35 protein-coding genes are annotated in these 24,678 nt (G+C 55.5%); 1 reads left to right on the top strand and 34 read right to left on the bottom strand.

Translation table 11 applies throughout. From position 1 onward, the window contains the following. Positions 1-7: 7 nt before the first annotated feature. Positions 8-1,405, bottom strand: coding sequence for an MFS transporter (locus BK662_RS17065; RefSeq protein WP_052967046.1), 1,398 nt, complete (start codon positions 1,403-1,405; stop codon positions 8-10). Between the two features lie 191 nt (positions 1,406-1,596). On the opposite strand from BK662_RS17065, the gene uvrA reads away from it, so the two are divergent. Beyond that, the gene (gene uvrA, locus BK662_RS17060; protein WP_123359020.1) at positions 1,597-4,431 is read left to right on the top strand and encodes an excinuclease ABC subunit UvrA; all 2,835 of its coding nucleotides are present in this window, start codon (positions 1,597-1,599) and stop codon (positions 4,429-4,431) included. Positions 4,432-4,584: 153 nt separating this feature from the next. Here uvrA and bfr read toward each other — a convergent pair whose 3' ends face one another. The 33 genes from bfr to rpsG form a co-directional block, all read right to left on the bottom strand. Next, positions 4,585-5,049 (bottom strand): bacterioferritin, encoded by a 465-nt coding sequence (gene bfr / locus BK662_RS17055; RefSeq protein ID WP_123359019.1) that lies wholly within the window; start codon positions 5,047-5,049, stop codon positions 4,585-4,587. A gap of 155 nt (positions 5,050-5,204) precedes the next feature. Further along, entirely contained in the window at positions 5,205-6,653 is a 1,449-nt protein-coding gene (locus tag BK662_RS17050) for a catalase (protein ID WP_123359018.1), read from the bottom strand. A gap of 238 nt (positions 6,654-6,891) precedes the next feature. Then, positions 6,892-7,278: a 50S ribosomal protein L17 gene (gene rplQ, locus BK662_RS17045; protein ID WP_007896790.1), complete on the bottom strand. Its 387-nt coding sequence runs from the start codon at positions 7,276-7,278 to the stop codon at positions 6,892-6,894. A 42-nt stretch (positions 7,279-7,320) separates the two neighbouring features. Continuing rightward, positions 7,321-8,322 carry a DNA-directed RNA polymerase subunit alpha gene (locus tag BK662_RS17040; RefSeq protein ID WP_003186012.1) on the bottom strand — a complete coding sequence of 334 codons (1,002 nt, stop codon included), beginning with the start codon at positions 8,320-8,322 and terminating at the stop codon, positions 7,321-7,323. 22 nt (positions 8,323-8,344) lie between these two features. Beyond that, on the bottom strand, positions 8,345-8,965 hold the full coding sequence (rpsD, locus tag BK662_RS17035) for a 30S ribosomal protein S4 (protein WP_003176404.1): 621 nt from the start codon (positions 8,963-8,965) through the stop codon (positions 8,345-8,347). 18 nt (positions 8,966-8,983) lie between these two features. Beyond that, on the bottom strand, positions 8,984-9,373 hold the full coding sequence (rpsK, locus tag BK662_RS17030) for a 30S ribosomal protein S11 (protein ID WP_002555466.1): 390 nt from the start codon (positions 9,371-9,373) through the stop codon (positions 8,984-8,986). Between the two features lie 30 nt (positions 9,374-9,403). Next, positions 9,404-9,760, bottom strand: a complete 357-nt coding sequence (rpsM, locus tag BK662_RS17025) for a 30S ribosomal protein S13 (protein ID WP_003186020.1) — start codon at positions 9,758-9,760, stop codon at positions 9,404-9,406. Between the two features lie 130 nt (positions 9,761-9,890). After that, complete coding sequence (gene rpmJ / locus BK662_RS17020; protein WP_002555468.1) at positions 9,891-10,007, bottom strand: 50S ribosomal protein L36; 117 nt, start codon at positions 10,005-10,007, stop codon at positions 9,891-9,893. 27 nt (positions 10,008-10,034) lie between these two features. Beyond that, the gene (gene secY / locus BK662_RS17015) at positions 10,035-11,363 is read right to left on the bottom strand and encodes a preprotein translocase subunit SecY (RefSeq protein WP_003228718.1); all 1,329 of its coding nucleotides are present in this window, start codon (positions 11,361-11,363) and stop codon (positions 10,035-10,037) included. After that, entirely contained in the window at positions 11,364-11,801 is a 438-nt protein-coding gene (gene rplO, locus BK662_RS17010) for a 50S ribosomal protein L15 (RefSeq protein WP_007896782.1), read from the bottom strand. It lies immediately after the preceding gene. Positions 11,802-11,804: 3 nt separating this feature from the next. Next, a complete protein-coding gene (gene rpmD / locus BK662_RS17005) occupies positions 11,805-11,981 on the bottom strand; it encodes a 50S ribosomal protein L30 (RefSeq protein ID WP_003186033.1) in 177 nt (58 codons plus the stop codon). Between the two features lie 2 nt (positions 11,982-11,983). Next, positions 11,984-12,484, bottom strand: coding sequence for a 30S ribosomal protein S5 (gene rpsE, locus BK662_RS17000; RefSeq protein WP_003186035.1), 501 nt, complete (start codon positions 12,482-12,484; stop codon positions 11,984-11,986). A 3-nt stretch (positions 12,485-12,487) separates the two neighbouring features. Beyond that, the gene (gene rplR, locus BK662_RS16995) at positions 12,488-12,838 is read right to left on the bottom strand and encodes a 50S ribosomal protein L18 (RefSeq protein ID WP_003186037.1); all 351 of its coding nucleotides are present in this window, start codon (positions 12,836-12,838) and stop codon (positions 12,488-12,490) included. Positions 12,839-12,848: 10 nt separating this feature from the next. Then, positions 12,849-13,382 carry a 50S ribosomal protein L6 gene (gene rplF, locus BK662_RS16990; RefSeq protein WP_123359017.1) on the bottom strand — a complete coding sequence of 178 codons (534 nt, stop codon included), beginning with the start codon at positions 13,380-13,382 and terminating at the stop codon, positions 12,849-12,851. Between the two features lie 12 nt (positions 13,383-13,394). Continuing rightward, positions 13,395-13,787 carry a 30S ribosomal protein S8 gene (gene rpsH / locus BK662_RS16985; RefSeq protein ID WP_003186040.1) on the bottom strand — a complete coding sequence of 131 codons (393 nt, stop codon included), beginning with the start codon at positions 13,785-13,787 and terminating at the stop codon, positions 13,395-13,397. Between the two features lie 210 nt (positions 13,788-13,997). After that, positions 13,998-14,303: a 30S ribosomal protein S14 gene (gene rpsN / locus BK662_RS16980; RefSeq protein WP_003176414.1), complete on the bottom strand. Its 306-nt coding sequence runs from the start codon at positions 14,301-14,303 to the stop codon at positions 13,998-14,000. A 13-nt stretch (positions 14,304-14,316) separates the two neighbouring features. Beyond that, the gene (rplE, locus tag BK662_RS16975; protein ID WP_003176415.1) at positions 14,317-14,856 is read right to left on the bottom strand and encodes a 50S ribosomal protein L5; all 540 of its coding nucleotides are present in this window, start codon (positions 14,854-14,856) and stop codon (positions 14,317-14,319) included. A 20-nt stretch (positions 14,857-14,876) separates the two neighbouring features. After that, positions 14,877-15,191, bottom strand: a complete 315-nt coding sequence (gene rplX, locus BK662_RS16970) for a 50S ribosomal protein L24 (protein ID WP_003176416.1) — start codon at positions 15,189-15,191, stop codon at positions 14,877-14,879. Positions 15,192-15,202: 11 nt separating this feature from the next. Then, positions 15,203-15,571 carry a 50S ribosomal protein L14 gene (gene rplN, locus BK662_RS16965; RefSeq protein WP_002555479.1) on the bottom strand — a complete coding sequence of 123 codons (369 nt, stop codon included), beginning with the start codon at positions 15,569-15,571 and terminating at the stop codon, positions 15,203-15,205. 23 nt (positions 15,572-15,594) lie between these two features. Next, entirely contained in the window at positions 15,595-15,861 is a 267-nt protein-coding gene (gene rpsQ / locus BK662_RS16960) for a 30S ribosomal protein S17 (protein WP_003176419.1), read from the bottom strand. Between the two features lie 2 nt (positions 15,862-15,863). Then, positions 15,864-16,055: a 50S ribosomal protein L29 gene (gene rpmC, locus BK662_RS16955; RefSeq protein WP_002555481.1), complete on the bottom strand. Its 192-nt coding sequence runs from the start codon at positions 16,053-16,055 to the stop codon at positions 15,864-15,866. Next, a complete protein-coding gene (gene rplP / locus BK662_RS16950; protein WP_007896757.1) occupies positions 16,055-16,468 on the bottom strand; it encodes a 50S ribosomal protein L16 in 414 nt (137 codons plus the stop codon). Before rplP ends, rpmC begins: the two co-directional genes overlap by 1 nt. A gap of 12 nt (positions 16,469-16,480) precedes the next feature. After that, complete coding sequence (gene rpsC, locus BK662_RS16945) at positions 16,481-17,167, bottom strand: 30S ribosomal protein S3 (RefSeq protein WP_003176422.1); 687 nt, start codon at positions 17,165-17,167, stop codon at positions 16,481-16,483. A 13-nt stretch (positions 17,168-17,180) separates the two neighbouring features. Next, entirely contained in the window at positions 17,181-17,513 is a 333-nt protein-coding gene (gene rplV, locus BK662_RS16940; RefSeq protein WP_003103908.1) for a 50S ribosomal protein L22, read from the bottom strand. A gap of 13 nt (positions 17,514-17,526) precedes the next feature. Continuing rightward, positions 17,527-17,802, bottom strand: a complete 276-nt coding sequence (gene rpsS / locus BK662_RS16935; protein WP_002555486.1) for a 30S ribosomal protein S19 — start codon at positions 17,800-17,802, stop codon at positions 17,527-17,529. Positions 17,803-17,818: 16 nt separating this feature from the next. Further along, on the bottom strand, positions 17,819-18,643 hold the full coding sequence (rplB, locus tag BK662_RS16930) for a 50S ribosomal protein L2 (protein WP_003176423.1): 825 nt from the start codon (positions 18,641-18,643) through the stop codon (positions 17,819-17,821). A gap of 14 nt (positions 18,644-18,657) precedes the next feature. Continuing rightward, on the bottom strand, positions 18,658-18,957 hold the full coding sequence (rplW, locus tag BK662_RS16925; RefSeq protein WP_002555488.1) for a 50S ribosomal protein L23: 300 nt from the start codon (positions 18,955-18,957) through the stop codon (positions 18,658-18,660). Next, positions 18,954-19,556, bottom strand: a complete 603-nt coding sequence (gene rplD / locus BK662_RS16920) for a 50S ribosomal protein L4 (protein ID WP_007896707.1) — start codon at positions 19,554-19,556, stop codon at positions 18,954-18,956. The genes rplW and rplD overlap by 4 nt, the downstream gene beginning before the upstream one ends. Positions 19,557-19,568: 12 nt before the next feature. Then, positions 19,569-20,204 (bottom strand): 50S ribosomal protein L3, encoded by a 636-nt coding sequence (gene rplC / locus BK662_RS16915; protein ID WP_003186059.1) that lies wholly within the window; start codon positions 20,202-20,204, stop codon positions 19,569-19,571. A gap of 80 nt (positions 20,205-20,284) precedes the next feature. Beyond that, positions 20,285-20,596, bottom strand: coding sequence for a 30S ribosomal protein S10 (gene rpsJ, locus BK662_RS16910; protein WP_003186070.1), 312 nt, complete (start codon positions 20,594-20,596; stop codon positions 20,285-20,287). A 157-nt stretch (positions 20,597-20,753) separates the two neighbouring features. Then, the gene (gene tuf / locus BK662_RS16905) at positions 20,754-21,947 is read right to left on the bottom strand and encodes an elongation factor Tu (protein WP_007896660.1); all 1,194 of its coding nucleotides are present in this window, start codon (positions 21,945-21,947) and stop codon (positions 20,754-20,756) included. A 31-nt stretch (positions 21,948-21,978) separates the two neighbouring features. Then, a complete protein-coding gene (gene fusA / locus BK662_RS16900) occupies positions 21,979-24,084 on the bottom strand; it encodes an elongation factor G (RefSeq protein WP_038981309.1) in 2,106 nt (701 codons plus the stop codon). Positions 24,085-24,114: 30 nt separating this feature from the next. Then, positions 24,115-24,585, bottom strand: coding sequence for a 30S ribosomal protein S7 (gene rpsG / locus BK662_RS16895; protein WP_002555493.1), 471 nt, complete (start codon positions 24,583-24,585; stop codon positions 24,115-24,117). Between the last annotated feature and the right edge of the window lie 93 nt (positions 24,586-24,678).

Genomic DNA, 24,678 nt, shown 5'->3' with positions numbered 1-24,678 from the left:
CGTTCTCCTAGGCTACGCACGCTGCCCCGGCCGGGTTGTTCACCAGGCGCTCAAGGGTGGTGCGATCCAATAGTTCTGTGTCCAATTTGATGTAAATCGCCGCTTCATCTTCGACGATCACTGCATCTGTTACCCCTACGACGGCCTTCAGGCGCTCGACCAGACCCGCTTCGCGGATCGCCTCGGGCGACAACGGCAAGCGCAGGCTCGTGACGTAAGGTGGTTCGCGCATGGTAACAGCAAAGGCCAGCCAGAGGGCAGCCAGGCCGGCGCATCCGAGGAATACAACCGACAAACCGCCGTGCTGGAACATCCAGCCGCCGAGGATCCCGCCCAGCGCCGAACCGAGGAACTGGCTGGTGGAATAAACCCCCATTGCCGTGCCCTTGCCGCCTGCCGGTGAAACCTTGCTGATCAGCGATGGCAAAGAGGCTTCCAGCAGATTGAACGCGGTGAAGAACACCACCGTCCCGATTACCAGAGCCCGCAGGCTATCGCCGAACTGCCAGAAGAATAGCTCAGTGAGCATCAGCGTCAGCACTGCGCCCAATAAAACTCGTTTCATTTTGCGTTTCTTCTCGCCGTAGATGATGAACGGGATCATGGCGAAGAAGGAGATCAGCAGCGCGGTCAAGTACACCCACCAGTGCTGCTCTTTGGGCAGCCCGGCTTTTTCGACCAGGGCCAGGGGCAATGCAACGAAGCTCGACATCAACATCGCGTGCAACACAAAAATGCCCAGGTCCAGGCGCAGCAGGTCCGGGTGTTTGAGCGTCGGTATCAGCGCCTGACGGGCGACGCCGGACTCGCGGTGCTGCAACGGCCCGGTCGCGCGCGGCACCATGAACATCACGATGACGATGCCGACCAGCGCCATGCCACCGGTGGCGAAGAACAACCCGGACAGGCCAAAGACACGGGTCAGCAACGGTCCTACAACCATGGCGACAGCGAACGACAGACCAATCGTCATGCCGATCATGGCCATGGCTTTGGTCCGATGCTGTTCCCGGGTCAGGTCCGACAGCAATGCCATGACCGCCGCGGAAATCGCCCCGGCGCCTTGCAGGATGCGTCCGGCGATGACACCCCAGATCGAATCGGCATTGGCCGCCAGCACACTCCCCAGGGCGAAGATGATCAGCCCCAGGTAAATCACCGGACGTCGACCGATGCGGTCGGAAATGAAGCCGAAAGGAATCTGAAAGATCGCCTGGGTCAGGCCGTAAGCGCCAATCGCCAACCCGATGAGGGCCGGGGTCGCTCCTGCCAGGTCCATCCCATAGGTCGCCAGAACCGGCAACACCATGAACATGCCAAGCATACGGAAGGCGAACACCAGGGCCAGACCGCTTGCTGCGCGGGTCTCACTGCCACTCATGCGTTCGCTGTGGGGATCGTGCATGGAAAAACCTCATGTGAACCGGCGGCGATTCTACCAGTCCCATCGATTGACGGGGTATATCGCGACGCTATGACGCGCACAGATGACGCAGTCTTCATCTAAGGCTGCGCGCCCCGCATTTGATAGTGTGCATCCATCCAGTATTTGGCCGTATACTCCTACGTTTTCGACGCCCGCCGAGCGAGGCCACTTTGGACAAGATCCTGATTCGTGGGGCCCGAACCCACAACCTGAAGAACATCGACCTGACCCTGCCACGGGACAAACTGATCGTCATCACCGGCCTGTCCGGATCCGGCAAGTCGTCCCTGGCCTTTGACACGCTGTACGCCGAAGGCCAGCGCCGTTATGTCGAATCGCTGTCGGCCTACGCCCGGCAGTTCCTGTCGATGATGGAAAAACCTGACGTAGACACCATTGAAGGTCTGTCGCCAGCGATCTCCATCGAACAGAAGTCGACCTCGCACAACCCGCGCTCGACGGTTGGCACTATTACCGAAATCTACGATTACTTGCGCCTGCTCTACGCTCGCGTCGGTATTCCACGTTGCCCGGACCACGACATTCCACTGGAAGCCCAGACCGTCAGCCAGATGGTCGACCTGGTGCTGGCACAACCGGAGGGCAGCAAACTGATGCTGCTGGCTCCGGTGATCCGCGAGCGCAAGGGCGAGCACCTCTCCGTCTTCGAAGAACTGCGCGCCCAGGGTTTTGTGCGGGCCCGGGTCAACGGCAGGCTCTGCGAGCTGGACGAGTTGCCGAAGCTGGATAAGCAGAAGAAGCACTCGATCGACGTCGTGGTCGACCGCTTCAAGGTCCGCGCCGATCTGCAACAGCGTTTGGCTGAGTCGTTCGAGACTGCGTTGAAACTGGCGGACGGCATTGCACTGGTCGCGCCGATGGACGACGAGCCCGGCGAAGAAATCATCTTCTCCGCTCGCTTCGCCTGCCCGATCTGCGGCCATGCCATCAGCGAGCTGGAACCCAAGCTGTTTTCCTTCAACAACCCGGCCGGCGCTTGCCCGACGTGCGATGGCTTGGGTGTTAAGCAGTTTTTCGACATCAAGCGATTGGTGAATGGCGAACTGACGCTGGCGGAAGGCGCTATTCGCGGCTGGGACAGGCGCAACGTCTATTACTTCCAGATGCTTGGCTCGCTGGCCTCGCACTACAAGTTCAGCCTTGAAGTGCCATTCAACGACCTGCCGGCCGATCAGCAGAAGTTCATCCTGCATGGCAGTGGCTCGCAGAACGTCGACTTCAAATACCTGAACGACCGTGGCGATATCGTCAAACGTTCGCACCCGTTCGAAGGCATCGTGCCGAACCTGGAACGCCGCTACCGCGAAACCGAATCGGCTTCCGTCCGTGAAGAACTGGCCAAGTTCCTCAGCACCCAACCCTGCCCGGATTGCCGCGGCACTCGTCTGCGTCGCGAGGCGCGGCACGTATGGGTTGGCGAGAAGACTTTGCCGGCGGTGACTAATCTGCCGATCGGCGACGCCTGTGAATATTTCGGCGTGCTGAAACTGACCGGTCGCCGTGGCGAGATTGCCGACAAGATTCTCAAGGAAATCCGCGAGCGGCTGCAGTTTCTGGTCAACGTCGGCCTCGACTATCTGTCACTGGATCGCAGTGCCGACACGCTGTCCGGCGGTGAGGCTCAGCGGATTCGTCTGGCCAGTCAGATTGGTGCCGGCCTGGTGGGGGTTCTGTACATCCTCGATGAGCCGTCGATCGGTCTGCATCAACGGGACAATGACCGGTTGCTGGGCACCCTCAAGCACCTGCGCGACATCGGCAACACGGTGATCGTGGTCGAGCACGACGAAGACGCGATTCGTCTGGCCGATTATGTGGTGGATATCGGCCCGGGCGCGGGTGTGCATGGTGGGCATATCGTCGCCGAAGGTACGCCGGCCGAGGTCATGGCTCACCCTGATTCGCTGACCGGCAAGTACTTGTCGGGCCGGGTGAAGATCGCAGTGCCAGCCAAACGCACGCCGCGTAACAAGAAGTTGTCGCTGGCCCTCAAAGGCGCTCGCGGCAACAATTTGCGCGATGTAGATCTGGAGATTCCGATTGGCCTGCTGACTTGCGTCACCGGCGTGTCCGGCTCGGGCAAATCGACGCTGATCAACAACACGCTGTTTCCTTTGAGCGCTACGGCACTCAATGGCGCAACGACGCTTGAGGCTGCCGCACATGACAGCATCAAGGGCCTTGAGCATCTGGACAAGGTCGTCGACATCGATCAGAGCCCGATCGGTCGCACGCCGCGCTCTAACCCGGCGACCTACACCGGTCTGTTCACGCCGATTCGAGAGTTATTCGCCGGTGTGCCGGAATCCCGCTCCCGCGGTTACGGACCAGGGCGTTTCTCCTTCAACGTGAAGGGCGGACGCTGCGAAGCCTGTCAGGGCGATGGCCTGATCAAGGTGGAAATGCACTTCCTGCCAGACATCTATGTCCCCTGCGACGTCTGCAAGAGCAAGCGCTACAACCGCGAGACGCTGGAGATCAAGTACAAGGGCAAGAGCATCCACGAAACCCTCGAGATGACCATCGAGGAAGCCCGGGTGTTCTTCGACGCCGTTCCAGCCTTGGCGCGCAAGCTTCAGACGTTGATGGACGTAGGTCTTTCCTATATCAAGCTGGGGCAATCGGCGACGACGCTGTCCGGCGGTGAAGCCCAGCGGGTGAAGCTGTCCCGCGAGCTGTCCAAGCGCGATACCGGCAAGACCCTGTACATCCTCGATGAGCCGACCACCGGCCTGCACTTTGCGGATATCCAGCAACTGCTCGACGTACTGCATCGCCTGCGCGACCACGGCAATACCGTGGTAGTGATCGAGCACAACCTGGACGTGATCAAGACCGCTGATTGGTTGGTGGACCTGGGGCCGGAAGGTGGTTCCAAAGGCGGCCAGATCATTGCCGTCGGTACGCCAGAGGAAGTGTCGGAAATGAAGCAGTCTCACACTGGTTTCTATCTCAAACCATTGCTGGCTCGCGACAGGGCCTGAATCAGGGCCACGAAAAAGCCCCTGTCACTTCATCAGTGACAGGGGCTTTTGTTTGTATGGCCTGCTAAAAGATCGCAGCCTTCGGCAGCTCCTACATAGAAATGCGTACATCTGCAGGAGCTGCCGAAGGCTGCGATCTTTGCGCTTTAAAGATCAGAACTGCGATTGCAGATAGTTTTCCAGGCCAATCAGCTTGATCAGACCCAACTGCTTCTCGAGCCAGTAGGTGTGATCTTCTTCGGTATCGGCCAGCTGAATACGCAGGATCTCGCGGCTGACGTAATCCTTGTGCAGCTCGCAAAGCTCGATGCCTTTGCAGAGCGCTGCGCGAACTTTGTATTCCAGACGCAGGTCAGCGGCGAGCATGTCAGGCACAGTGGTGCCGACATCCAGATCGTCCGGACGCATACGCGGGGTGCCTTCGAGCATGAGGATCCGACGCATCAGGGCATCAGCGTGTTGCGCCTCTTCTTCCATCTCGTGGTTGATACGTTCGTAGAGCTCGGTGAAACCCCAGTCCTCGTACATCCGCGAATGGATGAAATATTGATCACGGGCTGCCAGTTCGCCTGTCAGCAACGTGTTGAGGTAATCGATTACGTCTGGGTGACCTTGCATCGCCCTACATCTCCCTGCTTTAAAGTCTGTAGTTTGAACCAACCTGACCGGAAGGTCACTCGCCCGACGCAATAAAAGCGAAGATATTCTGAGAAAAGCGGTTTAAATAACGCAAAAACCGCCCAAATGAGGGCGGTTCTGCTTATCGTTTAGACTTAGTTAAGCTGTACGTTGAGTGCCTTTGCGACTGCTTCTCCATACGCCGGGTCGGCCTTGAAGAAATGCTGCAATTGACGATCAACCACATCGCTGGAAACACCAGCCATTGCGCCGGCAATGTTGTTGACCAGCAGGTTTTTCTGCTCATCACTCATCAGGCGGAACAGCGCACCAGCGTGGCTGTAGTAATCGGTGTCTTCGCGATGATCGTAACGATCAGCCGCGCCGCTCAAGGCCAAAGCAGGTTCCGCGTAGCGCGGTGCCTGTTTCGGTGATTCTACGTAGCTGTTCGGCTCGTAGTTCGGTGCTGCACCACCATTGGCGCCAAACGCCATGGAGCCGTCGCGCTGGTAAGTATTGACCGGGCTGCGAGGCGCGTTCACCGGCAGTTGCTGGTGATTGGTCCCCACACGGTAGCGGTGAGCGTCAGCGTAAGCGAACACGCGACCTTGCAGCATGCGGTCAGGCGACAGACCGACACCCGGGACCATGTTGCTCGGACCGAACGCCGCCTGCTCGACTTCAGCGAAGTAGTTCAGCGGATTGCGATTGAGTTCAAGCTCACCCACCTCGATCAATGGGAACTCTTTCTGCGACCAGGTCTTGGTCACGTCGAACGGGTTCTCGTAATGAGCCTCGGCTTGGGCCTCGGTCATGATCTGGATATTGACACTCCACTTCGGGAAATCACCGCGCTCAATCGCGCCGAACAGGTCACGCTGCGCGTAATCCGGATCGGTACCCGCCAGGCGTGCCGCTTCTGCCGGAGCGAGGTTCTTGATCCCTTGCCTGGTTTTGTAGTGCCATTTCACCCAGTGACGCTCGCCATTGGCGTTGATCAGGCTGTAGGTGTGGCTGCCGAAGCCATGCATGTGGCGATAGCCGTCAGGGATGCCGCGGTCCGAGAACAGAATGGTGACTTGGTGCAACGCCTCAGGCGAGTGCGACCAGAAATCCCACATCATCTGCGCGCTTTTCAGGTTGCTTTGCGGCAGGCGCTTCTGGGTATGGATAAAGTCGGGGAATTTCAGCGGATCACGGATGAAAAACACCGGCGTGTTGTTACCGACGATGTCCCAGTTGCCTTCCTCTGTGTAGAACTTCAGGGCGAAACCACGTGGATCACGCTCGGTATCGGCCGAACCGCGCTCACCACCCACAGTGGAGAATCGCAAGAATGTCGGGGTTTGTTTACCGACAGACTCAAACAGCTTGGCACTGGTGTACTGAGTGATATCGCGAGTTACGGTGAACGTACCGTAGGCACCCGAACCTTTGGCGTGTACACGACGCTCAGGGATGTTTTCACGATTGAAGTGCGCAAGCTTCTCGATCAGGTGGAAATCGTCGAGCAGCAAAGGACCACGAGGGCCTGCGGAGCGGGAATTCTGGTTGTCGGCGACAGGAGCGCCACTGGCGGTCGTAAGCGTGCTGTTTTGGCTCATGCGATCTCATCCTCTGTCAGTTTTGGAACTGCCGGCTAATTGGCGTGGGAGGGAGTATTGACCATCAATCATGACATCTACAAATTCATTAATTTGCAGACATCAATAGAAAAATACTACCAACAATCCCGTTCATATACTGAAGGTATGAACTGCAAGGAAGCTTGTACAAATAGCGCGTTTCTTACACGCACAAAAAACCGGGCACTAGGCCCGGTTCTTTGTTCAGACTGACGTCTTACTCAGCGGATACAGCTTCACCGCCGACAGGACGATCAACCAACTCGACGTACGCCATAGGCGCGTTGTCGCCAGTGCGGAAGCCGCACTTGAGGATGCGCAGGTAGCCACCCTCACGGGTAGCGTAACGCTTGCCCAGGTCGTTGAAGAGCTTACCAACGATAGCTTTCGAACGAGTACGGTCGAAAGCCAGACGGCGGTTAGCCAGGCTGTCTGTCTTGGCCAAAGTGATCAGCGGCTCAGCAACGCGGCGCAGTTCTTTGGCTTTTGGCAGTGTAGTTTTGATCAGCTCGTGCTCGAACAGCGACACCGCCATGTTTTGAAACATGGCCTTGCGGTGCGAGCTGGTGCGGCTCAGGTGACGACCACTTTTACGATGACGCATGGTTCATTCCTTACCAAACACAACGTTCGGTGATTACGACGATCAGGCAGTCGCCTTGTCGTCCTTCTTAAGACTTGCAGGCGGCCAGTTGTCGAGGCGCATGCCGAGGGACAGACCGCGGGAGGCCAGAACGTCCTTGATTTCAGTCAAGGATTTCTTGCCAAGGTTCGGAGTCTTCAACAGCTCTACTTCGGTACGCTGAATCAGGTCACCGATGTAGTAGATGTTTTCCGCCTTAAGGCAGTTAGCCGAACGTACAGTCAGTTCCAGATCGTCAACCGGGCGAAGCAGGATCGGATCGATCTCGTCTTCCTGCTCGACAACCACTGGCTCACTGTCACCTTTGAGATCGACGAACGCAGCCAACTGCTGTTGCAGAATGGTTGCAGCACGGCGGATAGCCTCTTCAGGATCCAGAGTACCGTTGGTTTCCAGATCAATAACCAGCTTGTCCAGGTTAGTACGCTGCTCGACACGGGCGTTTTCCACCACGTATGCGATACGGCGAACCGGGCTGAACGAAGAGTCAAGCTGCAAGCGACCGATGCTGCGGCTTTCGTCTTCATCGCTCTGACGCGAGTCTGCCGGTTCATAACCACGACCACGAGCTACGGTGAGCTTCATGTTCAGGGCGCCGTTAGACGCCAGGTTAGCGATTACGTGATCGGGGTTAACGATCTCGACATCATGATCCAGCTGAATATCGGCAGCGGTAACCACCCCCGAACCCTTCTTCGACAAGGTCAGCGTAACTTCGTCTCGACCGTGCAGCTTGATAGCCAGACCTTTAAGGTTCAACAGGATTTCAATTACGTCTTCCTGTACACCTTCGATGGCGCTGTACTCGTGGAGCACACCGTCAATCTCGGCCTCGACTACTGCACAGCCGGGCATTGAGGACAACAGGATGCGGCGCAGCGCGTTGCCCAGGGTGTGGCCGAAACCACGCTCGAGAGGCTCGAGAGTGATCTTGGCGCGGGTTGGACTGACAACCTGCACATCAATATGGCGGGGTGTCAGGAACTCATTTACCGAAATCTGCATGGATGCACCTATTTTCTAGCCCTTACTTGGAGTAGAGCTCGACAATCAGGCTTTCGTTGATGTCGGCGGACAGATCACTGCGAGCAGGAACGTTCTTGAAAACGCCCGACTTCTTCTCAGTGTCTACTTCTACCCATTCTACGCGGCCACGTTGGGCACACAGATCGAGAGCTTGGACAATGCGAAGTTGGTTCTTTGCTTTCTCGCGAACTGCGACCACGTCACCAGCACGAACCTGGTAAGACGGAACGTTTACGGTCTGACCGTTAACGCTGATCGACTTGTGCGATACCAGCTGACGGGATTCGGCACGAGTAGAGCCAAAACCCATACGGTATACAACGTTGTCCAGGCGGCATTCGAGCAGCTGCAACAGGTTTTCGCCAGTTGCGCCTTTCTTGCCAGCAGCTTCTTTGTAGTAGCCGCTGAATTGACGCTCGAGAACGCCGTAGATACGACGGACCTTCTGCTTTTCACGCAGTTGGGTGCCGTAATCGGACTGGCGACCGCGGCGTTGGCCGTGGATACCAGGTGCTGCTTCGATGTTGCACTTCGATTCGATCGCGCGCACGCCGCTCTTCAGAAAGAGATCGGTGCCTTCGCGACGAGCGAGTTTGCATTTTGGACCAATGTAACGAGCCATTCTTTACAATCTCCTGGATTACACGCGGCGCTTCTTCGGCGGACGGCACCCGTTGTGCGGGATTGGCGTCACGTCGGTGATGCTGGCGATCTTGTAGCCACAGCCGTTCAAAGCGCGGACTGCAGATTCACGACCTGGGCCTGGACCTTTGACGTTAACGTCGAGGTTTTTCAGGCCGTATTCCAGCGCAGCTTGACCAGCACGTTCAGCAGCTACTTGAGCAGCAAACGGGGTGGACTTGCGGGAACCGCGGAAACCCGAACCACCGGAGGTAGCCCAGGAAAGAGCGTTGCCTTGACGGTCGGTGATGGTCACGATTGTGTTGTTAAAAGAAGCATGGATGTGGGCGATGCCATCAACCACTGTCTTTTTAACTTTTTTACGAGGACGAGCAGCAGGTTTAGCCATGATTAATTTCCTGTCGATTCGCTGGGGCGATTACTTGCGGATCGGCTTACGCGGACCTTTACGGGTACGCGCGTTAGTCTTGGTACGCTGACCGCGCACTGGAAGACCACGACGATGACGCAGACCGCGATAGCAACCGAGGTCCATCAAACGCTTGATTTTCATGTTGATTTCGCGACGCAGGTCACCTTCAGTGGTGAACTTCGCCACTTCGCCACGCAGCTGTTCAATCTGCTCGTCGCTCAGATCTTTGATCTTTGCGGCTGGGTTTACCCCAGTCACTGCACAAATTTTCTGTGCAGTAGTGCGACCAACACCATAGATGTAGGTCAGCGAGATAACAGTATGCTTGTTATCTGGAATGTTAACGCCTGCAATACGGGCCATTCAGTGGGACTCCAATTGACAGCTACCTACGCCCCGGAAGCCAAGAAATAGGGCGCGAGATAATATCGCTGTAATAACAAATAATCAACCCGGCAGCGCACTAGCTGCCGGGCTTGAAGCACAATCACACTCAGCCTTGGCGCTGTTTGTGACGCGGTTCCGCGCTGCAAATTACTCGAACAACACCTTCGCGGCGAATAATCTTGCAGTTACGGCACAGCTTTTTCACCGATGCACGAACTTTCATCACCAACTCCTCGAACCTTATGGGTACTCAGCGCAACATGCCGCTGCCGTAACCCTTCAGGTTGGCTTTCTTCATCAGGGATTCGTACTGGTGCGAAACGAGGTGCGATTGTACTTGAGACATGAAGTCCATCACAACCACGACCACGATCAGCAACGAGGTCCCGCCAAGGTAGAACGGTACGTTTGCTGCAACCACCAGGAACTGGGGCAACAGGCAGACGGCCGTCATGTAAAGAGCACCGAACATGGTCAAGCGAGTCAGAACGCCATCAATGTAGCGCGCAGACTGCTCACCTGGACGGATGCCCGGAATAAAGGCACCGGACTTCTTCAGGTTTTCCGCTACGTCTTTCGGATTGAACATCAACGCCGTATAGAAGAAGCAGAAGAAAATAATCCCTGCACTAAACAGCAGAATATTCAACGGCTGACCAGGAGCGATCGACTGCGAGATGTCCTGCAACCAGCCCATACCTTCAGACTGACCGAACCAGGCACCCAACGAAGCCGGGAACAGCAAAATGCTGCTCGCGAAAATAGCCGGAATAACACCGGCCATGTTCACCTTCAGCGGCAAGTGGCTGGTCTGCGCAGCGAAGACCTTACGGCCCTGCTGACGCTTGGCGTAGTGAACAGCAATACGACGCTGACCACGCTCAATGAACACCACGAAACCGATAATCGCTACTGCCAGCAAACCGATGGCAACCAGGGCGAAGATGTTGATATCACCCTGACGTGCAGACTCGAAAGACTGCCCGATCGCTCTCGGAAGACCGGCGACGATACCCGAAAAAATCAACATCGAGATACCGTTGCCAACACCACGCTCAGTAATCTGCTCACCCAGCCACATCATGAACATCGCACCAGCCACAAAAGTGGATACCGCGACGAAATGGAAGCCAAAGTCACCAGTGAACGCAACGCCCTGCCCCGCCAGACCAATGGACATGCCAATTGCCTGAACAAGAGCGAGGACGACAGTGCCGTAGCGGGTGTACTGGCTGATCTTGCGACGGCCAGCTTCACCTTCCTTCTTCAACTGCTCCAGCTGCGGGCTGACGGCGGTCATCAGTTGCATGATGATCGATGCCGAAATGTACGGCATGATCCCCAACGCAAAGATGCTCATCCGCTCCAGCGCGCCGCCGGAAAACATGTTGAACAAGCTAAGAATGGTCCCCTCATTCTGTCGAAACAGGTCCGCGAGTCGGTCCGGGTTGATACCTGGAACCGGGATGTGTGCGCCTATTCGGTAGACGATAATCGCCAAGAATAGAAAACGCAGACGAGCCCAGAGTTCAGACATACCGCCTTTGCCGAGCGCAGAGAGAGCACCTTGCTTAGCCATTTATTCCTCGAACTTGCCGCCAGCTGCTTCGATAGCCGCACGCGCACCTTTGGTGGCGCCGATTCCCTTTCCGATGGTAACAGCGCGAGTAACTTCGCCGGACAGCATGATTTTCACACGCTGTACGTTGACGTTGATCACGTTGGCATCTTTCAGGGACTGCACGGTGACGATGTCGCCTTCCACTTTAGCCAGCTCGGACAAACGCACTTCTGCGCGATCCATGGCTTTCAGGGAAACGAAACCGAACTTCGGCAGGCGACGATGCAGCGGCTGTTGACCGCCTTCAAAGCCTGGAGCAATGGTGCCACCGGAGCGGGAGGACTGACCTTTGTGGCCACGGCCACCGGTCTTGCCCAAACCACTACCGATACCACGGCCCGGACGATGCTTTTCGCGACGGGAACCCGGCGCTGGACTCAGATCATTGAGTTTCATCGATTAACCCTCGACACGCAGCATGTAGTAAGCCTTGTTGATCATCCCGCGATTCTCGGGAGTATCAAGTACTTCTACAGTGTGACCGATGCGACGCAGACCCAGACCCTTAACGCACAGTTTGTGGTTAGGGATGCGGCCGGTCATGCTTTTGATCAGCGTAACTTTAACGGTAGCCATGATCAGAAGATCTCCTTGACGCTTTTGCCACGCTTGGCGGCAATGGATTCAGGAGACTGCATAGCTTTCAAACCTTTGAAAGTGGCGTGAACCACGTTTACCGGGTTAGTCGAGCCGTAGCACTTGGCCAGAACGTTCTGAACGCCAGCAACTTCGAGGACAGCACGCATAGCGCCGCCAGCGATGATACCGGTACCTTCAGAAGCAGGCTGCATGTACACCTTCGAAGCGCCATGGGCGGACTTCATTGCGTACTGCAGAGTGGTGCCGTTCAGATCAACTTGGATCATGTTGCGGCGAGCAGCTTCCATTGCCTTCTGGATCGCAGCAGGCACTTCACGCGACTTGCCACGGCCGAAGCCAACACGCCCTTTACCATCACCAACCACGGTCAACGCGGTGAAAGTGAAGATACGGCCGCCTTTAACGGTTTTGGCTACGCGGTTAACTTGAACCAGCTTCTCGATGTAGCCTTCGTCGCGCTTTTGGTCGTTATTTGACATAACTTAGAACTCCAGCCCAGCTTCACGAGCAGCATCAGCCAGCGCCTTGACGCGACCGTGGTACTTGAAGCCAGAGCGGTCGAAAGCCACCTGCGAGACGCCAGCGGCTTTAGCACGCGTAGCGACCAGCTGGCCAACCTTAGTGGCCGCGTCGATGTTGCCAGTGGCCCCATCACGCAGTTCTTTATCCAAAGTCGAGGCACTTGCCAGGACTTTGTTGCCGTCGGCCGAAATGACCTGGGCGTAGATGTGCTGCGACGAGCGGAACACGCAGAGACGCACGACTTCGAGTTCGTGCATTTTCAGGCGTGCTTTGCGAGCGCGACGCAGTCGAGTAACTTTTTTGTCGGTCATTTGCTATGCCCTACTTCTTCTTGGCTTCTTTACGACGGACGACTTCGTCCGCGTAGCGCACACCTTTGCCTTTGTACGGCTCTGGTGGACGGAAGTCGCGGATCTCGGCGGCCACTTGACCTACCAGCTGCTTATCGATGCCCTTGATCAGGATATCGGTCTGGCTAGGAGTCTCAGCGGTGATGCCTTCCGGCAGTTCATAATCCACTGGGTGCGAGAAGCCAAGAGCCAGGTTCAGCAATGTGCCTTTTGCTTGCGCTTTGTAACCAACACCGACCAGCTGGAGCTTGCGCTCGAAGCCTTGGCTTACGCCTTGGACCATGTTGTTAACCAACGCACGAGTGGTACCAGCCATTGCGCGAGTCTGTTGATCGCCATTGCGAGCAGCAAAACGCAGCTCACCAGCTTCTTCAACAATCTCAACGGACGAATGGATGTTCAGTTCGAGAGTACCCTTGGCACCCTTCACCGAAAGCTGTTGGCCTGCGAATTTGACTTCGACACCGGCTGGCAGCTTAACGGGGTTCTTAGCGACGCGTGACATGCTTATCCCCCCTTAGAACACAGTGCAAAGAACTTCGCCGCCGACACCGGCAGCGCGCGCAGCACGATCCGTCATCACACCTTTGTTGGTGGAGACGATAGACACACCGAGACCGCCACGAACTTTTGGCAGATCATCGACGGACTTGTACTGACGCAGGCCTGGACGGCTAACGCGCTTCACTTCCTCGATGACCGGACGGCCTTCGAAGTACTTCAGCTCGATGGACAGCAGTGGTTTGATTTCGCTGCTGATCTGATAACCCGCAATGTAACCTTCGTCCTTCAGGACTTTGGCAACAGCTACCTTCAAAGTAGAAGATGGCATGCTTACGACGGACTTTTCAGCCATCTGGGCATTACGGATTCGAGTTAGCATGTCCGCTAACGGGTCCTGCATACTCATGGGCTAGACGCTCCTAATACACAAAAAATTAGCCTTGCGGCTACTACGTGTCGCCGAGTGCATCCGCGCGAAAAAAGCACGGGCTCAGGCGAGCCGGGTATTCTAGACACACCCCACAAATGAATCAAGCCCCAATAGGGGCTTGATTCAAGTTCAAGGTCACCGATGGTCAGGATCTTGCGATCCCGAACACCGAGACTTTGATAGTGCTTACCAGCTGGCTTTAACCAGACCAGGTACGTCACCACGCATAGCAGCTTCACGCAGTTTGTTACGGCCGAGGCCGAACTTGCGGTAAACGCCGTGTGGACGACCGGTCAGGCGGCAGCGGTTACGCATGCGCGAGGCGCTTGCGTCACGTGGCTGCTTCTGCAGAGCTACTGTAGCTTCCCAACGCGCTTCTGGACTTGCGTTCAGATCAACGATGATAGCTTTCAGTGCTGCACGCTTTTTGGCGTACTTGGCAACCGTGAGCTGACGCTTCAGCTCGCGGTTTTTCATGCTCATCTTGGCCATTTTCCTACTCCAATCAGTTGCGGAACGGGAATTTGAAAGCGCGCAGCAGAGCGCGACCTTCATCATCGTTCTTGGCAGTGGTGGTCAGGGTAATGTCCAGACCGCGGAGAGCATCGATCTTGTCGTAGTCGATTTCCGGGAAGATGATCTGCTCTTTAACGCCCATGCTGTAGTTACCACGACCATCGAAGGACTTGGCATTCAGGCCGCGGAAGTCGCGAACCCGAGGCAGGGAGATCGACAGCAGACGATCCAGGAATTCATACATACGCTCACGGCGCAGAGTCACTTTGACGCCGATCGGCCAACCTTCACGGACTTTAAAGCCAGCGATGGATTTCCGAGCGTAAGTCACAACGACTTTCTGACCGGTGATCTTTTCCAGGTCGGCAACAGCGTGCTCGATGACTTTTTTGTCACCGACCGCTTCGCCCAGACCCATGTTCAGGGTGATTTTGGTAACGCGTGGAACTTCCATCACGTTCGAAAGCTTAAGTTCTTCCTTAAGCTTCGGTGCGATTTCCTTCCAGTAAATCTCTTTTAGTCGTGCCATGGTCTTCTACCTAGCAGTGTTCAAGCATCAACCGCTTTTTGGGTCGACTTGAAGACACGAATTTTCTTGCCGTCTTCTACTTTAAAACCAACGCGGTCAGCCTTGTTGGTTTCGCCGTTGAAAATGGCGACGTTAGAAGCATCCAGCGGAGCTTCTTTTTCGACGATACCGCCCTGCACGCCCGACATCGGGTTAGGCTTGGTATGACGCTTAACCAGGTTCAGACCGCCAATAACCAAACGGTTGTTAGCGAGAACCTTAAGCACCTTACCGCGCTTACCTTTGTCTTTGCCGGCGATCACGATGATCTCGTCGTCACGACGAATCTTTTGCATGTCGGATCTCCTTACAGCACTTCTGGGGCGAGCGAGACGATCTTCATGAACTTCTCAGTACGAAGTTCACGGGTCACTGGCCCAAAGATACGGGTGCCGATCGGCTCTTGCTTGTTGTTCAGAAGAACAGCAGCGTTGCCATCAAAGCGGATAATGGAGCCATCAGCACGGCGAACGCCGTGACGAGTGCGGACTACTACAGCAGTCATCACTTGGCCTTTTTTCACTTTACCGCGAGGAATTGCTTCCTTCACGGTAACTTTGATGATGTCACCGATACCAGCGTAACGACGATGGGAGCCACCCAGCACCTTGATGCACATAACACGGCGAGCGCCACTGTTATCGGCCACATCGAGCATGGATTGAGTCTGAATCATATAATTTCTCCGACCCCTAGTCCTTAGACTTCCACAGCGCGTTCGAGAACATCAACCAGCGCCCAAGACTTGGTCTTGGCCAAAGGACGAGTTTCACGAATAGTGACTTTGTCGCCGATGTGGCACTGATTGGTTTCGTCGTGCGCGTGCAGCTTAGTCGAACGCTTAACGTATTTACCGTAGATCGGGTGCTTAACGCGACGCTCGATCAGAACGGTGATGGTTTTGTCCATCTTGTCGCTGACAACACGGCCAGTCAGCGTACGGACAGTTTTTTCGGCTTCAGCCATGATTACTTACCTGCCTGCTGGTTGAGCACAGTCTTCACGCGAGCGATGTCACGCTTAACTTGCGAGAGCAGATGAGACTGCCCCAACTGGCCAGTTGCTTTCTGCATACGCAGATTGAACTGGTCGCGCAGCAAGCCGAGCAGTTGCTCGTTCAGCTGCTGTGCGGATTTTTCACGAAGTTCATTCGCTTTCATCACATCACCGTCCGTTTAACAAAGGCGGTGGCGAGCGGCAGCTTTGCAGCAGCCAGGGCAAAAGCCTCACGCGCCAGCTCTTCAGAAACACCCTCGATTTCATACAGGACTTTGCCTGGCTGAATCTGGGCAACCCAGTACTCCACACTACCCTTACCTTTACCCATCCGAACTTCGAGTGGCTTTTTGGAAATAGGCTTGTCCGGGAATACACGGATCCAGATCTTGCCGCCACGTTTAACGTGACGGGTCAGAGCACGACGCGCTGACTCGATCTGACGAGCGGTGAGACGACCACGAGCTACAGACTTCAGCGCGAACTCGCCGAAGCTGACTTTGCTACCGCGCTGAGCCAGACCACGGTTGTGGCCTGTCATCTGCTTGCGGAACTTCGTACGCTTTGGTTGCAACATTTGGCGTACCCCTTACTTAGCAGCTTTTTTACGAGGCGCTGGTGCTTGTGGTTTCAGTTCTTCTTGGCGACCACCAATTACTTCGCCTTTGAAGATCCAAACCTTTACACCGATCACACCGTAAGTGGTGTGAGCTTCGTAGTTGGCATAGTCGATGTCGGCACGCAGGGTGTGCAGTGGCACACGACCTTCGCGATACCATTCAGTACGTGCGATTTCAGCACCGCCGAGACGACCGCTCACTTGGATTTTGATGCCTTTGGCACCAATGCGCATGGCGTTCTGAACAGCGCGCTTCATAGCGCGACGGAACATTACGCGACGCTCCAGCTGCTGAGCTACGCTCTGCGCAACCAGCATACCGTCGAGCTCCGGCTTGCGGATCTCTTCGATATTGATGTGCACAGGCACACCCATTTGCTTGGTCAGGTCCTGACGCAGCTTCTCAACATCTTCACCTTTCTTCCCGATAACGATACCTGGACGAGCGGTGTGGATGGTGATACGTGCAGTCTGAGCCGGACGATGGATATCGATACGGCTTACGGACGCGCTTTTTAGTTTGTCTTGGAGATACTCACGCACCTTCAGATCAGCGAACAAATAGTCCGCATAAGTCCGACCGTCTGCGTACCAGACGGAGGTGTGCTCCTTGACGATTCCCAGGCGAATGCCAATGGGATGTACTTTCTGACCCATCTCTTCGACTCCGTTACTTGTCAGCAACCTTGACAGTGATATGGCAAGACCGCTTGACGATGCGATCAGCACGGCCTTTGGCACGTGGCATGATTCGCTTCAGCGAACGCCCTTCGTTGACGAAAACGGTGCTGACCTTCAGGTCATCAACGTCTGCGCCTTCGTTATGCTCGGCGTTGGCTACGGCCGACTCCAGCACTTTCTTCATGATCTCGGCGGCTTTCTTACTGCTGAAAGCCAACAGGTTGAGCGCTTCGCCCACCTTCTTCCCGCGGATCTGGTCGGCGACCAAGCGGGCTTTCTGGGCGGAGATTCGAGCGCCCGACAACTTAGCGGCTACTTCCATCGTTCCTTACCCCTTAACGCTTGGCTTTCTTGTCTGCCACGTGCCCACGATATGTGCGGGTACCGGCAAACTCGCCTAGTTTGTGACCGACCATGTCTTCGTTCACGAGAACTGGAACATGTTGACGACCGTTATGCACAGCAATGGTCAAACCGACCATTTGTGGCAGGATCATGGAACGGCGCGACCAGGTCTTAACTGGTTTGCGATCGTTCTTTTCCGCCGCCACTTCGATCTTCTTCAGTAGGTGAAGATCAATAAAAGGACCTTTTTTCAGAGAACGTGGCACTGTCGTATCCCTCTATTTACTTGCGACGACGGACGATCATTTTGTCGGTACGCTTATTACCACGAGTCTTCGCGCCCTTAGTCGGGAAGCCCCATGGCGATACCGGATGACGACCACCAGAGGTACGACCTTCACCACCACCATGTGGGTGGTCAACCGGGTTCATGGCAACACCACGAACGGTTGGGCGAACGCCACGCCAGCGTTTGGCACCAGCTTTACCCAGCGAACGCAGGCTGTGCTCGGAGTTCGAGACTTCACCCAGGGTCGCGCGGCATTCAGCCAGCACTTTACGCATCTCACCAGAACGCAGACGCAGGGTCACGTAGACACCTTCACGAGCGATCAGCTGAGCCGAAGCACCAGCGGAACGAGCGATTTGCGCGCCTTTACCTGGCTTCAATTCGATGCCGTGTACGGTGCTACCAACTGGAATGTTACGCAGTTGCAGAGCGTTGCCCGGCTTGATCGGTGCCAAAGCACCTGCGATCAGCTGGTCACCAGCACTCACGCCTTTAGGGGCGATGATGTAGCGACGCTCGCCATCTGCGTACAGCAGCAGAGCGATGTGAGCAGTACGGTTTGGATCGTATTCAATACGCTCGACAGTGGCAGAGATGCCATCTTTGTCGTTGCGACGGAAATCGACCAGACGATAATGCTGCTTATGGCCACCACCGATGTGACGAGTGGTAATACGACCATTGTTGTTACGACCACCAGTCTTCGATTTTTTCTCGAGCAGCGGTGCGTGAGGAGCGCCTTTATGCAGCTCCTGGTTGACCACCTTGACCACAAAACGGCGGCCAGGGGAAGTCGGTTTGCATTTAACGATTGCCATGATGCACCCCTTCCTTACTCAGCACTGCTGCTGAAATCGAGATCTTGGCCTGGCTGAAGGGAGATAACTGCCTTCTTCCAGTCATTACGCTTGCCCAGACCGCGAGCAGTGCGCTTGCTCTTACCCAGAACATTCAGGGTAGTAACACGCTCTACTTTCACGCTGAACAGGCTTTCGACGGCCTTCTTGATTTCCAGCTTGGTTGCGTCAGTCGCAACCTTGAAAACGAACTGGCCTTTCTTGTCAGCCAGAACCGTAGCCTTCTCGGAAACGTGCGGGCCAAGCAGAACTTTAAATACGCGTTCCTGGTTCATCCCAGCAGCTCCTCGAATTTCTTCACGGCCGACACGGTGATCAACACCTTGTCGTATGCGATCAGACTAACTGGATCGGAACCTTGCACGTCACGTACATCAACGTGTGGCAGGTTGCGAGCAGCCAGGTACAGGTTCTGATCAACCACTTCAGACACGATCAAGACGTCAGTCAGGCCCATGCCGGTCAGTTTGTTCAGCAGATCTTTGGTCTTCGGTGCATCAACAGCGAAGTCCTGAACCACAACCAGACGATCAGTACGCACCAGCTCAGCAAGGATGGAACGCATTGCTGCGCGATACATCTTCTTGTTCAGCTTCTGGGTGTGATCCTGAGGACGAGCTGCGAAAGTGGTACCGCCGCCACGCCAGATTGGGCTACGGATAGTACCGGCACGAGCACGGCCAGTACCTTTCTGACGCCATGGGCGCTTACCGCCACCACGAACGTCGGAACGGGTCTTTTGCTGCTTGCTACCTTGACGGCCGCCGGCCATGTAGGCCACGACTGCTTGGTGAACCAGCGTCTCGTTGAATTCGCCGCCAAATGTCAGTTCGGAAACTTCGATCGCTTGAGCGTCATTTACATTTAATTGCATGTCAGCTTCCCCTTAACCGCGAGCCTTGGCTGCTGGACGTACAACCAAGTTGCCGCCAGTAGCGCCAGGAACAGCACCCTTGACCAACAACAGATTGCGTTCAGCGTCCACGCGCACTACTTCGAGGGACTGCACGGTCACGCGCTCAGCGCCCATATGACCGGACATTTTTTTGCCCTTGAATACACGACCAGGAGTCTGGCACTGGCCGATAGAGCCTGGAACGCGGTGGGACACGGAGTTACCGTGGGTATTATCTTGCCCGCGGAAGTTCCAACGCTTGATCGTACCCTGGAAGCCTTTACCTTTGGACTGACCGGTTACATCAACCAGTTGACCAGCAGCGAAGATTTCAGCGTTGATCAGATCGCCGGCCTGGTACTCGCCTTCTTCAAGGCGGAATTCCATTACGGTACGACCAGCGGCAACGTTCGCTTTAGCGAAGTGGCCAGCCTGAGCAGCTGTAACACGCGAAGCACGACGCTCGCCTACAGTGACTTGCACTGCACGATAGCCATCGGTCTCTTCAGTTTTGAACTGGGTGACGCGATTCGGCTCGATCTCAATGACCGTGACCGGAATGGAGACACCTTCTTCGGTGAAAATACGGGTCATACCGCATTTACGACCGACTACACCAATAGTCATGTTGTAAACCTCATGAGTGTACGGGGCTTTCACCCGCTATGGCCGCCCATTTCAGAGCGTTACACGACTAAGACCGAGTCTTAGCCGAGGCTGATCTGCACTTCCACACCGGCCGCAAGATCAAGCTTCATAAGTGCATCAACGGTTTTATCCGTTGGCTGGACGATGTCCAGAACGCGCTTATGAGTACGGATCTCGTACTGGTCACGCGCGTCTTTGTTGACGTGCGGGGAGACCAGAACGGTGAACCGTTCTTTACGGGTAGGCAGTGGAATTGGACCACGCACTTGAGCACCAGTACGTTTCGCGGTTTCCACGATTTCCTGGGTGGATTGGTCGATCAGGCGATGGTCAAAAGCCTTCAACCTGATACGGATTTGCTGATTTTGCATTGGATTTCAGACTCCGGCTGCTATTCCCACCGAGCGCAATACGCCCGTTAAAAGGAGGCGCAATTCTATAGACGCCCCATATAGGTGTCAACCCAATAAAAAAGCCCCCGCTAAGCGGAGGCTTTTTCAACTCATCGAAGCTAGCTCAAAAAAGAGCTTACTCGATGATTTTGGCTACGACGCCAGCGCCGACGGTACGACCGCCTTCACGGATAGCGAAACGCAGACCGTCTTCCATTGCGATGGTCTTGATCAGGGTGACAACCATTTTGATGTTGTCGCCTGGCATTACCATTTCAACGCCTTCCGGCAGTTCGCAGTTACCAGTCACGTCAGTAGTACGGAAGTAGAACTGTGGACGGTAGCCTTTGAAGAACGGAGTGTGACGACCGCCTTCTTCTTTGCTCAGAACGTAGACTTCAGCTTCGAACTTGGTGTGCGGCTTAACCGAACCCGGCTTAACCAGAACCTGGCCACGCTCAACGTCGTCACGCTTGGTACCACGCAGCAGAACGCCGCAGTTCTCGCCAGCACGACCTTCGTCGAGCAGCTTACGGAACATTTCAACACCGGTGCAGGTGGTGACGGTAGTGTCACGCAGACCAACGATTTCCAGTGGATCCTGAACCTTGACGATACCGCGCTCGATACGGCCAGTTACAACAGTACCGCGACCGGAGATCGAGAATACGTCTTCGATTGGCATCAGGAACGGCTTGTCGATAACACGGACTGGATCTGGGATGTAGCTGTCCAGAGTCTCAACCAGTTTACGAACGGCAGTGGTGCCCATTTCGTTGTCGTCTTGGCCGTTCAGAGCCATCAGAGCCGAACCGATGATGATCGGAGTGTCGTCACCTGGGAAGTCGTAAGTGCTCAGCAGATCGCGCACTTCCATCTCAACCAGTTCCAGCAGCTCAGCGTCGTCAACCATGTCAGCCTTGTTCAGGAAGACAACGATGTACGGAACGCCAACCTGACGGGACAGCAGGATGTGCTCACGGGTTTGTGGCATCGGACCATCAGCGGCCGAGCAAACCAGGATAGCGCCGTCCATCTGAGCAGCACCGGTGATCATGTTCTTCACATAGTCAGCGTGACCTGGGCAGTCAACGTGAGCGTAGTGACGGATCAGCGAGTTGTATTCAACGTGCGCGGTGTTGATGGTGATACCACGAGCCTTTTCTTCCGGAGCGCTGTCGATCTTGTCGAAAGCAACAACGGCCGAACCGAAAACTTCGGAGCAGACGCGAGTCAGAGCAGCGGTCAGCGTGGTTTTACCGTGGTCGACGTGACCGATGGTGCCAACGTTGACGTGCGGGAGGGTACGGTCAAATTTTTCTTTAGCCACGACAATTAACTCCTAGCCTAAAGGGGCTGAATCAGCCTTGTTTTTTGGTAACAGTTTCGACGATATGCGACGGAGCTGTATTGTATTTTTTGAATTCCATAGAGTAGCTTGCGCGACCTTGGGACATGGAACGGACGTCGGTCGCATAACCGAACATCTCACCCAGCGGAACTTCGGCGCGAATCACTTTGCCGGAGACCGTGTCTTCCATACCCAGGATCATGCCGCGACGACGGTTAAGGTCGCCCATCACGTCACCCATATAGTCTTCAGGCGTAACAACCTCTACCGCCATGATCGGCTCAAGCAACTCACCACCGCCCTTCTGGGCCAGTTGCTTGGTTGCCATGGAAGCAGCCACTTTAAACGCCATCTCGTTGGAGTCGACGTCGTGGTAGGAACCATCAAACACGGTAGCCTTCAGGCCGATCAGCGGATAGCCGGCAACAACGCCGTTCTTCATCTGCTCTTCGATACCCTTCTGGATAGCCGGGATGTATTCCTTAGGAACCACACCACCCACTACTTCGTTCACGAATTGCAGACCTTCCTGACCTTCATCAGCCGGCGCAAAACGAATCCAGCAGTGACCAAACTGGCCACGACCGCCGGATTGACGAACGAACTTACCTTCGATTTCACAGTTCTTCGTGATGCGCTCACGATAGGAAACCTGAGGCTTACCGATGTTGGCTTCGACGTTGAACTCACGGCGCATCCGGTCAACCAGGATGTCCAGGTGCAACTCGCCCATGCCGGAGATGATCGTTTGACCAGTCTCTTCATCAGTCTTGACGCGGAAAGACGGGTCTTCCTGAGCAAGTTTGCCCAGAGCGATACCCATTTTTTCCTGGTCGTCCTTGGTCTTAGGCTCTACGGCAACCGAAATAACCGGCTCCGGGAAGTCCATGCGAACCAGGATGATTGGCTTGTCAGCGTTGCACAAAGTTTCACCAGTGGTGACGTCCTTCATGCCGATCAAGGCCGCGATGTCACCAGCGCGTACTTCCTTGATCTCTTCACGGGCGTTTGCGTGCATTTGCACCATACGACCCACGCGCTCTTTCTTGCCTTTAACCGAGTTGATCACACCGTCGCCGGAGGCCAACACGCCCGAGTAAACTCGAACGAAGGTCAAGGTACCCACGAATGGGTCGGTAGCGATCTTGAACGCCAGGGCCGAGAACGGCTCGCTGTCGTCTGCGTGACGCTCCATTTCCTTGGTCTCGTCATCCGGGTCAGTACCCTTGATGGCAGGAATGTCGGTAGGAGCAGGCAGGTAGTCGATAACGGCGTCGAGAACCAGGGGAACACCCTTGTTCTTGAAGGAAGAACCGCAAACAGCCAGAACGATCTCACCAGCGATAGTACGCTGACGCAGAGCGGCCTTGATTTCCGCGTTGGTGAGTTCTTCACCTTCGAGGTACTTGTTCATCAGCTCTTCGCTGGCTTCGGCCGCAGCCTCAACCATGTTGCCGCGCCACTCGTCAGCCAGTTCCTGCAGCTCAGCAGGGATAGGCTTACGAACTGGAACCATGCCTTTGTCAGAGTCATTCCAGTAAACAGCTTCCATGGCCATCAGATCGATCTGACCCTGGAAGTTGTCTTCGGAACCGATGGCCAACTGGATTGGCACCGGAGTGTGACCCAAACGCTGCTTGATCTGACCGATCACGCGCAGGAAGTTGGCACCAGCACGGTCCATCTTGTTTACGTAAACAAGACGTGGAACGCCGTACTTGTTGGCTTGACGCCATACGGTTTCCGACTGAGGCTCAACACCCGAGGTGCCGCAGAACACAACGACCGCGCCGTCGAGAACACGCAGGGAACGCTCAACTTCAATAGTGAAGTCAACGTGGCCCGGGGTGTCGATGACGTTGAAGCGGTATTGGTCTTTGTGCTGCTTCTCGGAACCCTGCCAGAAGGCGGTAATAGCAGCAGAAGTAATGGTAATACCACGCTCCTGCTCCTGCACCATCCAGTCTGTGGTCGCGGCGCCGTCATGCACCTCGCCCATTTTGTGACTTTTGCCAGTGTAAAAAAGGACGCGCTCGGTGGTGGTGGTTTTACCAGCATCCACGTGAGCAACGATACCAATGTTACGGTAGCGGTTAATCGGTGTAGTACGAGCCATAAAGCCCTCGCAAAATTAGTGACGCTAAAATTAGAAGCGGTAGTGCGAGAAAGCCTTGTTGGCTTCAGCCATACGGTGCACGTCTTCACGCTTCTTAACTGCAGCACCTTTGCCTTCGGCAGCGTCCAACAGTTCGCCAGCCAAACGCAGAGCCATAGACTTCTCGCCGCGCTTACGGGCGAAGTCTACCAACCAGCGCATTGCCAGAGCGTTACGACGGGACGGACGAACTTCGACCGGAACCTGGTAAGTAGCACCGCCTACACGGCGCGACTTCACTTCGACCAGCGGAGCGATGGCGTCGAGAGCTTTCTCGAAGATTTCCAGGGGATCGCTGTTCTTGCGTTCTTTAACCTTTTCCAGCGCGCCATAAACGATACGCTCGGCAACGGCTTTCTTGCCGCTTTCCATTACGTGGTTCATGAACTTGGCCAGAATCTGGCTGCCGTATTTTGGATCGTCAAGCACTTCGCGCTTGGCTGCTACGCGTCTTCTTGGCATGGATAAGCCCTCAAACGGTCTTCAGGTTCGCTCGGAATCGGTGCCCTTTCGGGACGCCTCCGACCTTACTCTTATCGACTCAGAAAAATAGAA

The organism is Pseudomonas frederiksbergensis, assembly GCF_003732275.1.
Classification (GTDB): Bacteria; Pseudomonadota; Gammaproteobacteria; order Pseudomonadales; family Pseudomonadaceae; genus Aquipseudomonas; species Aquipseudomonas frederiksbergensis_H.
This window is presented reverse-complemented; position numbering and strand designations above follow the sequence as displayed.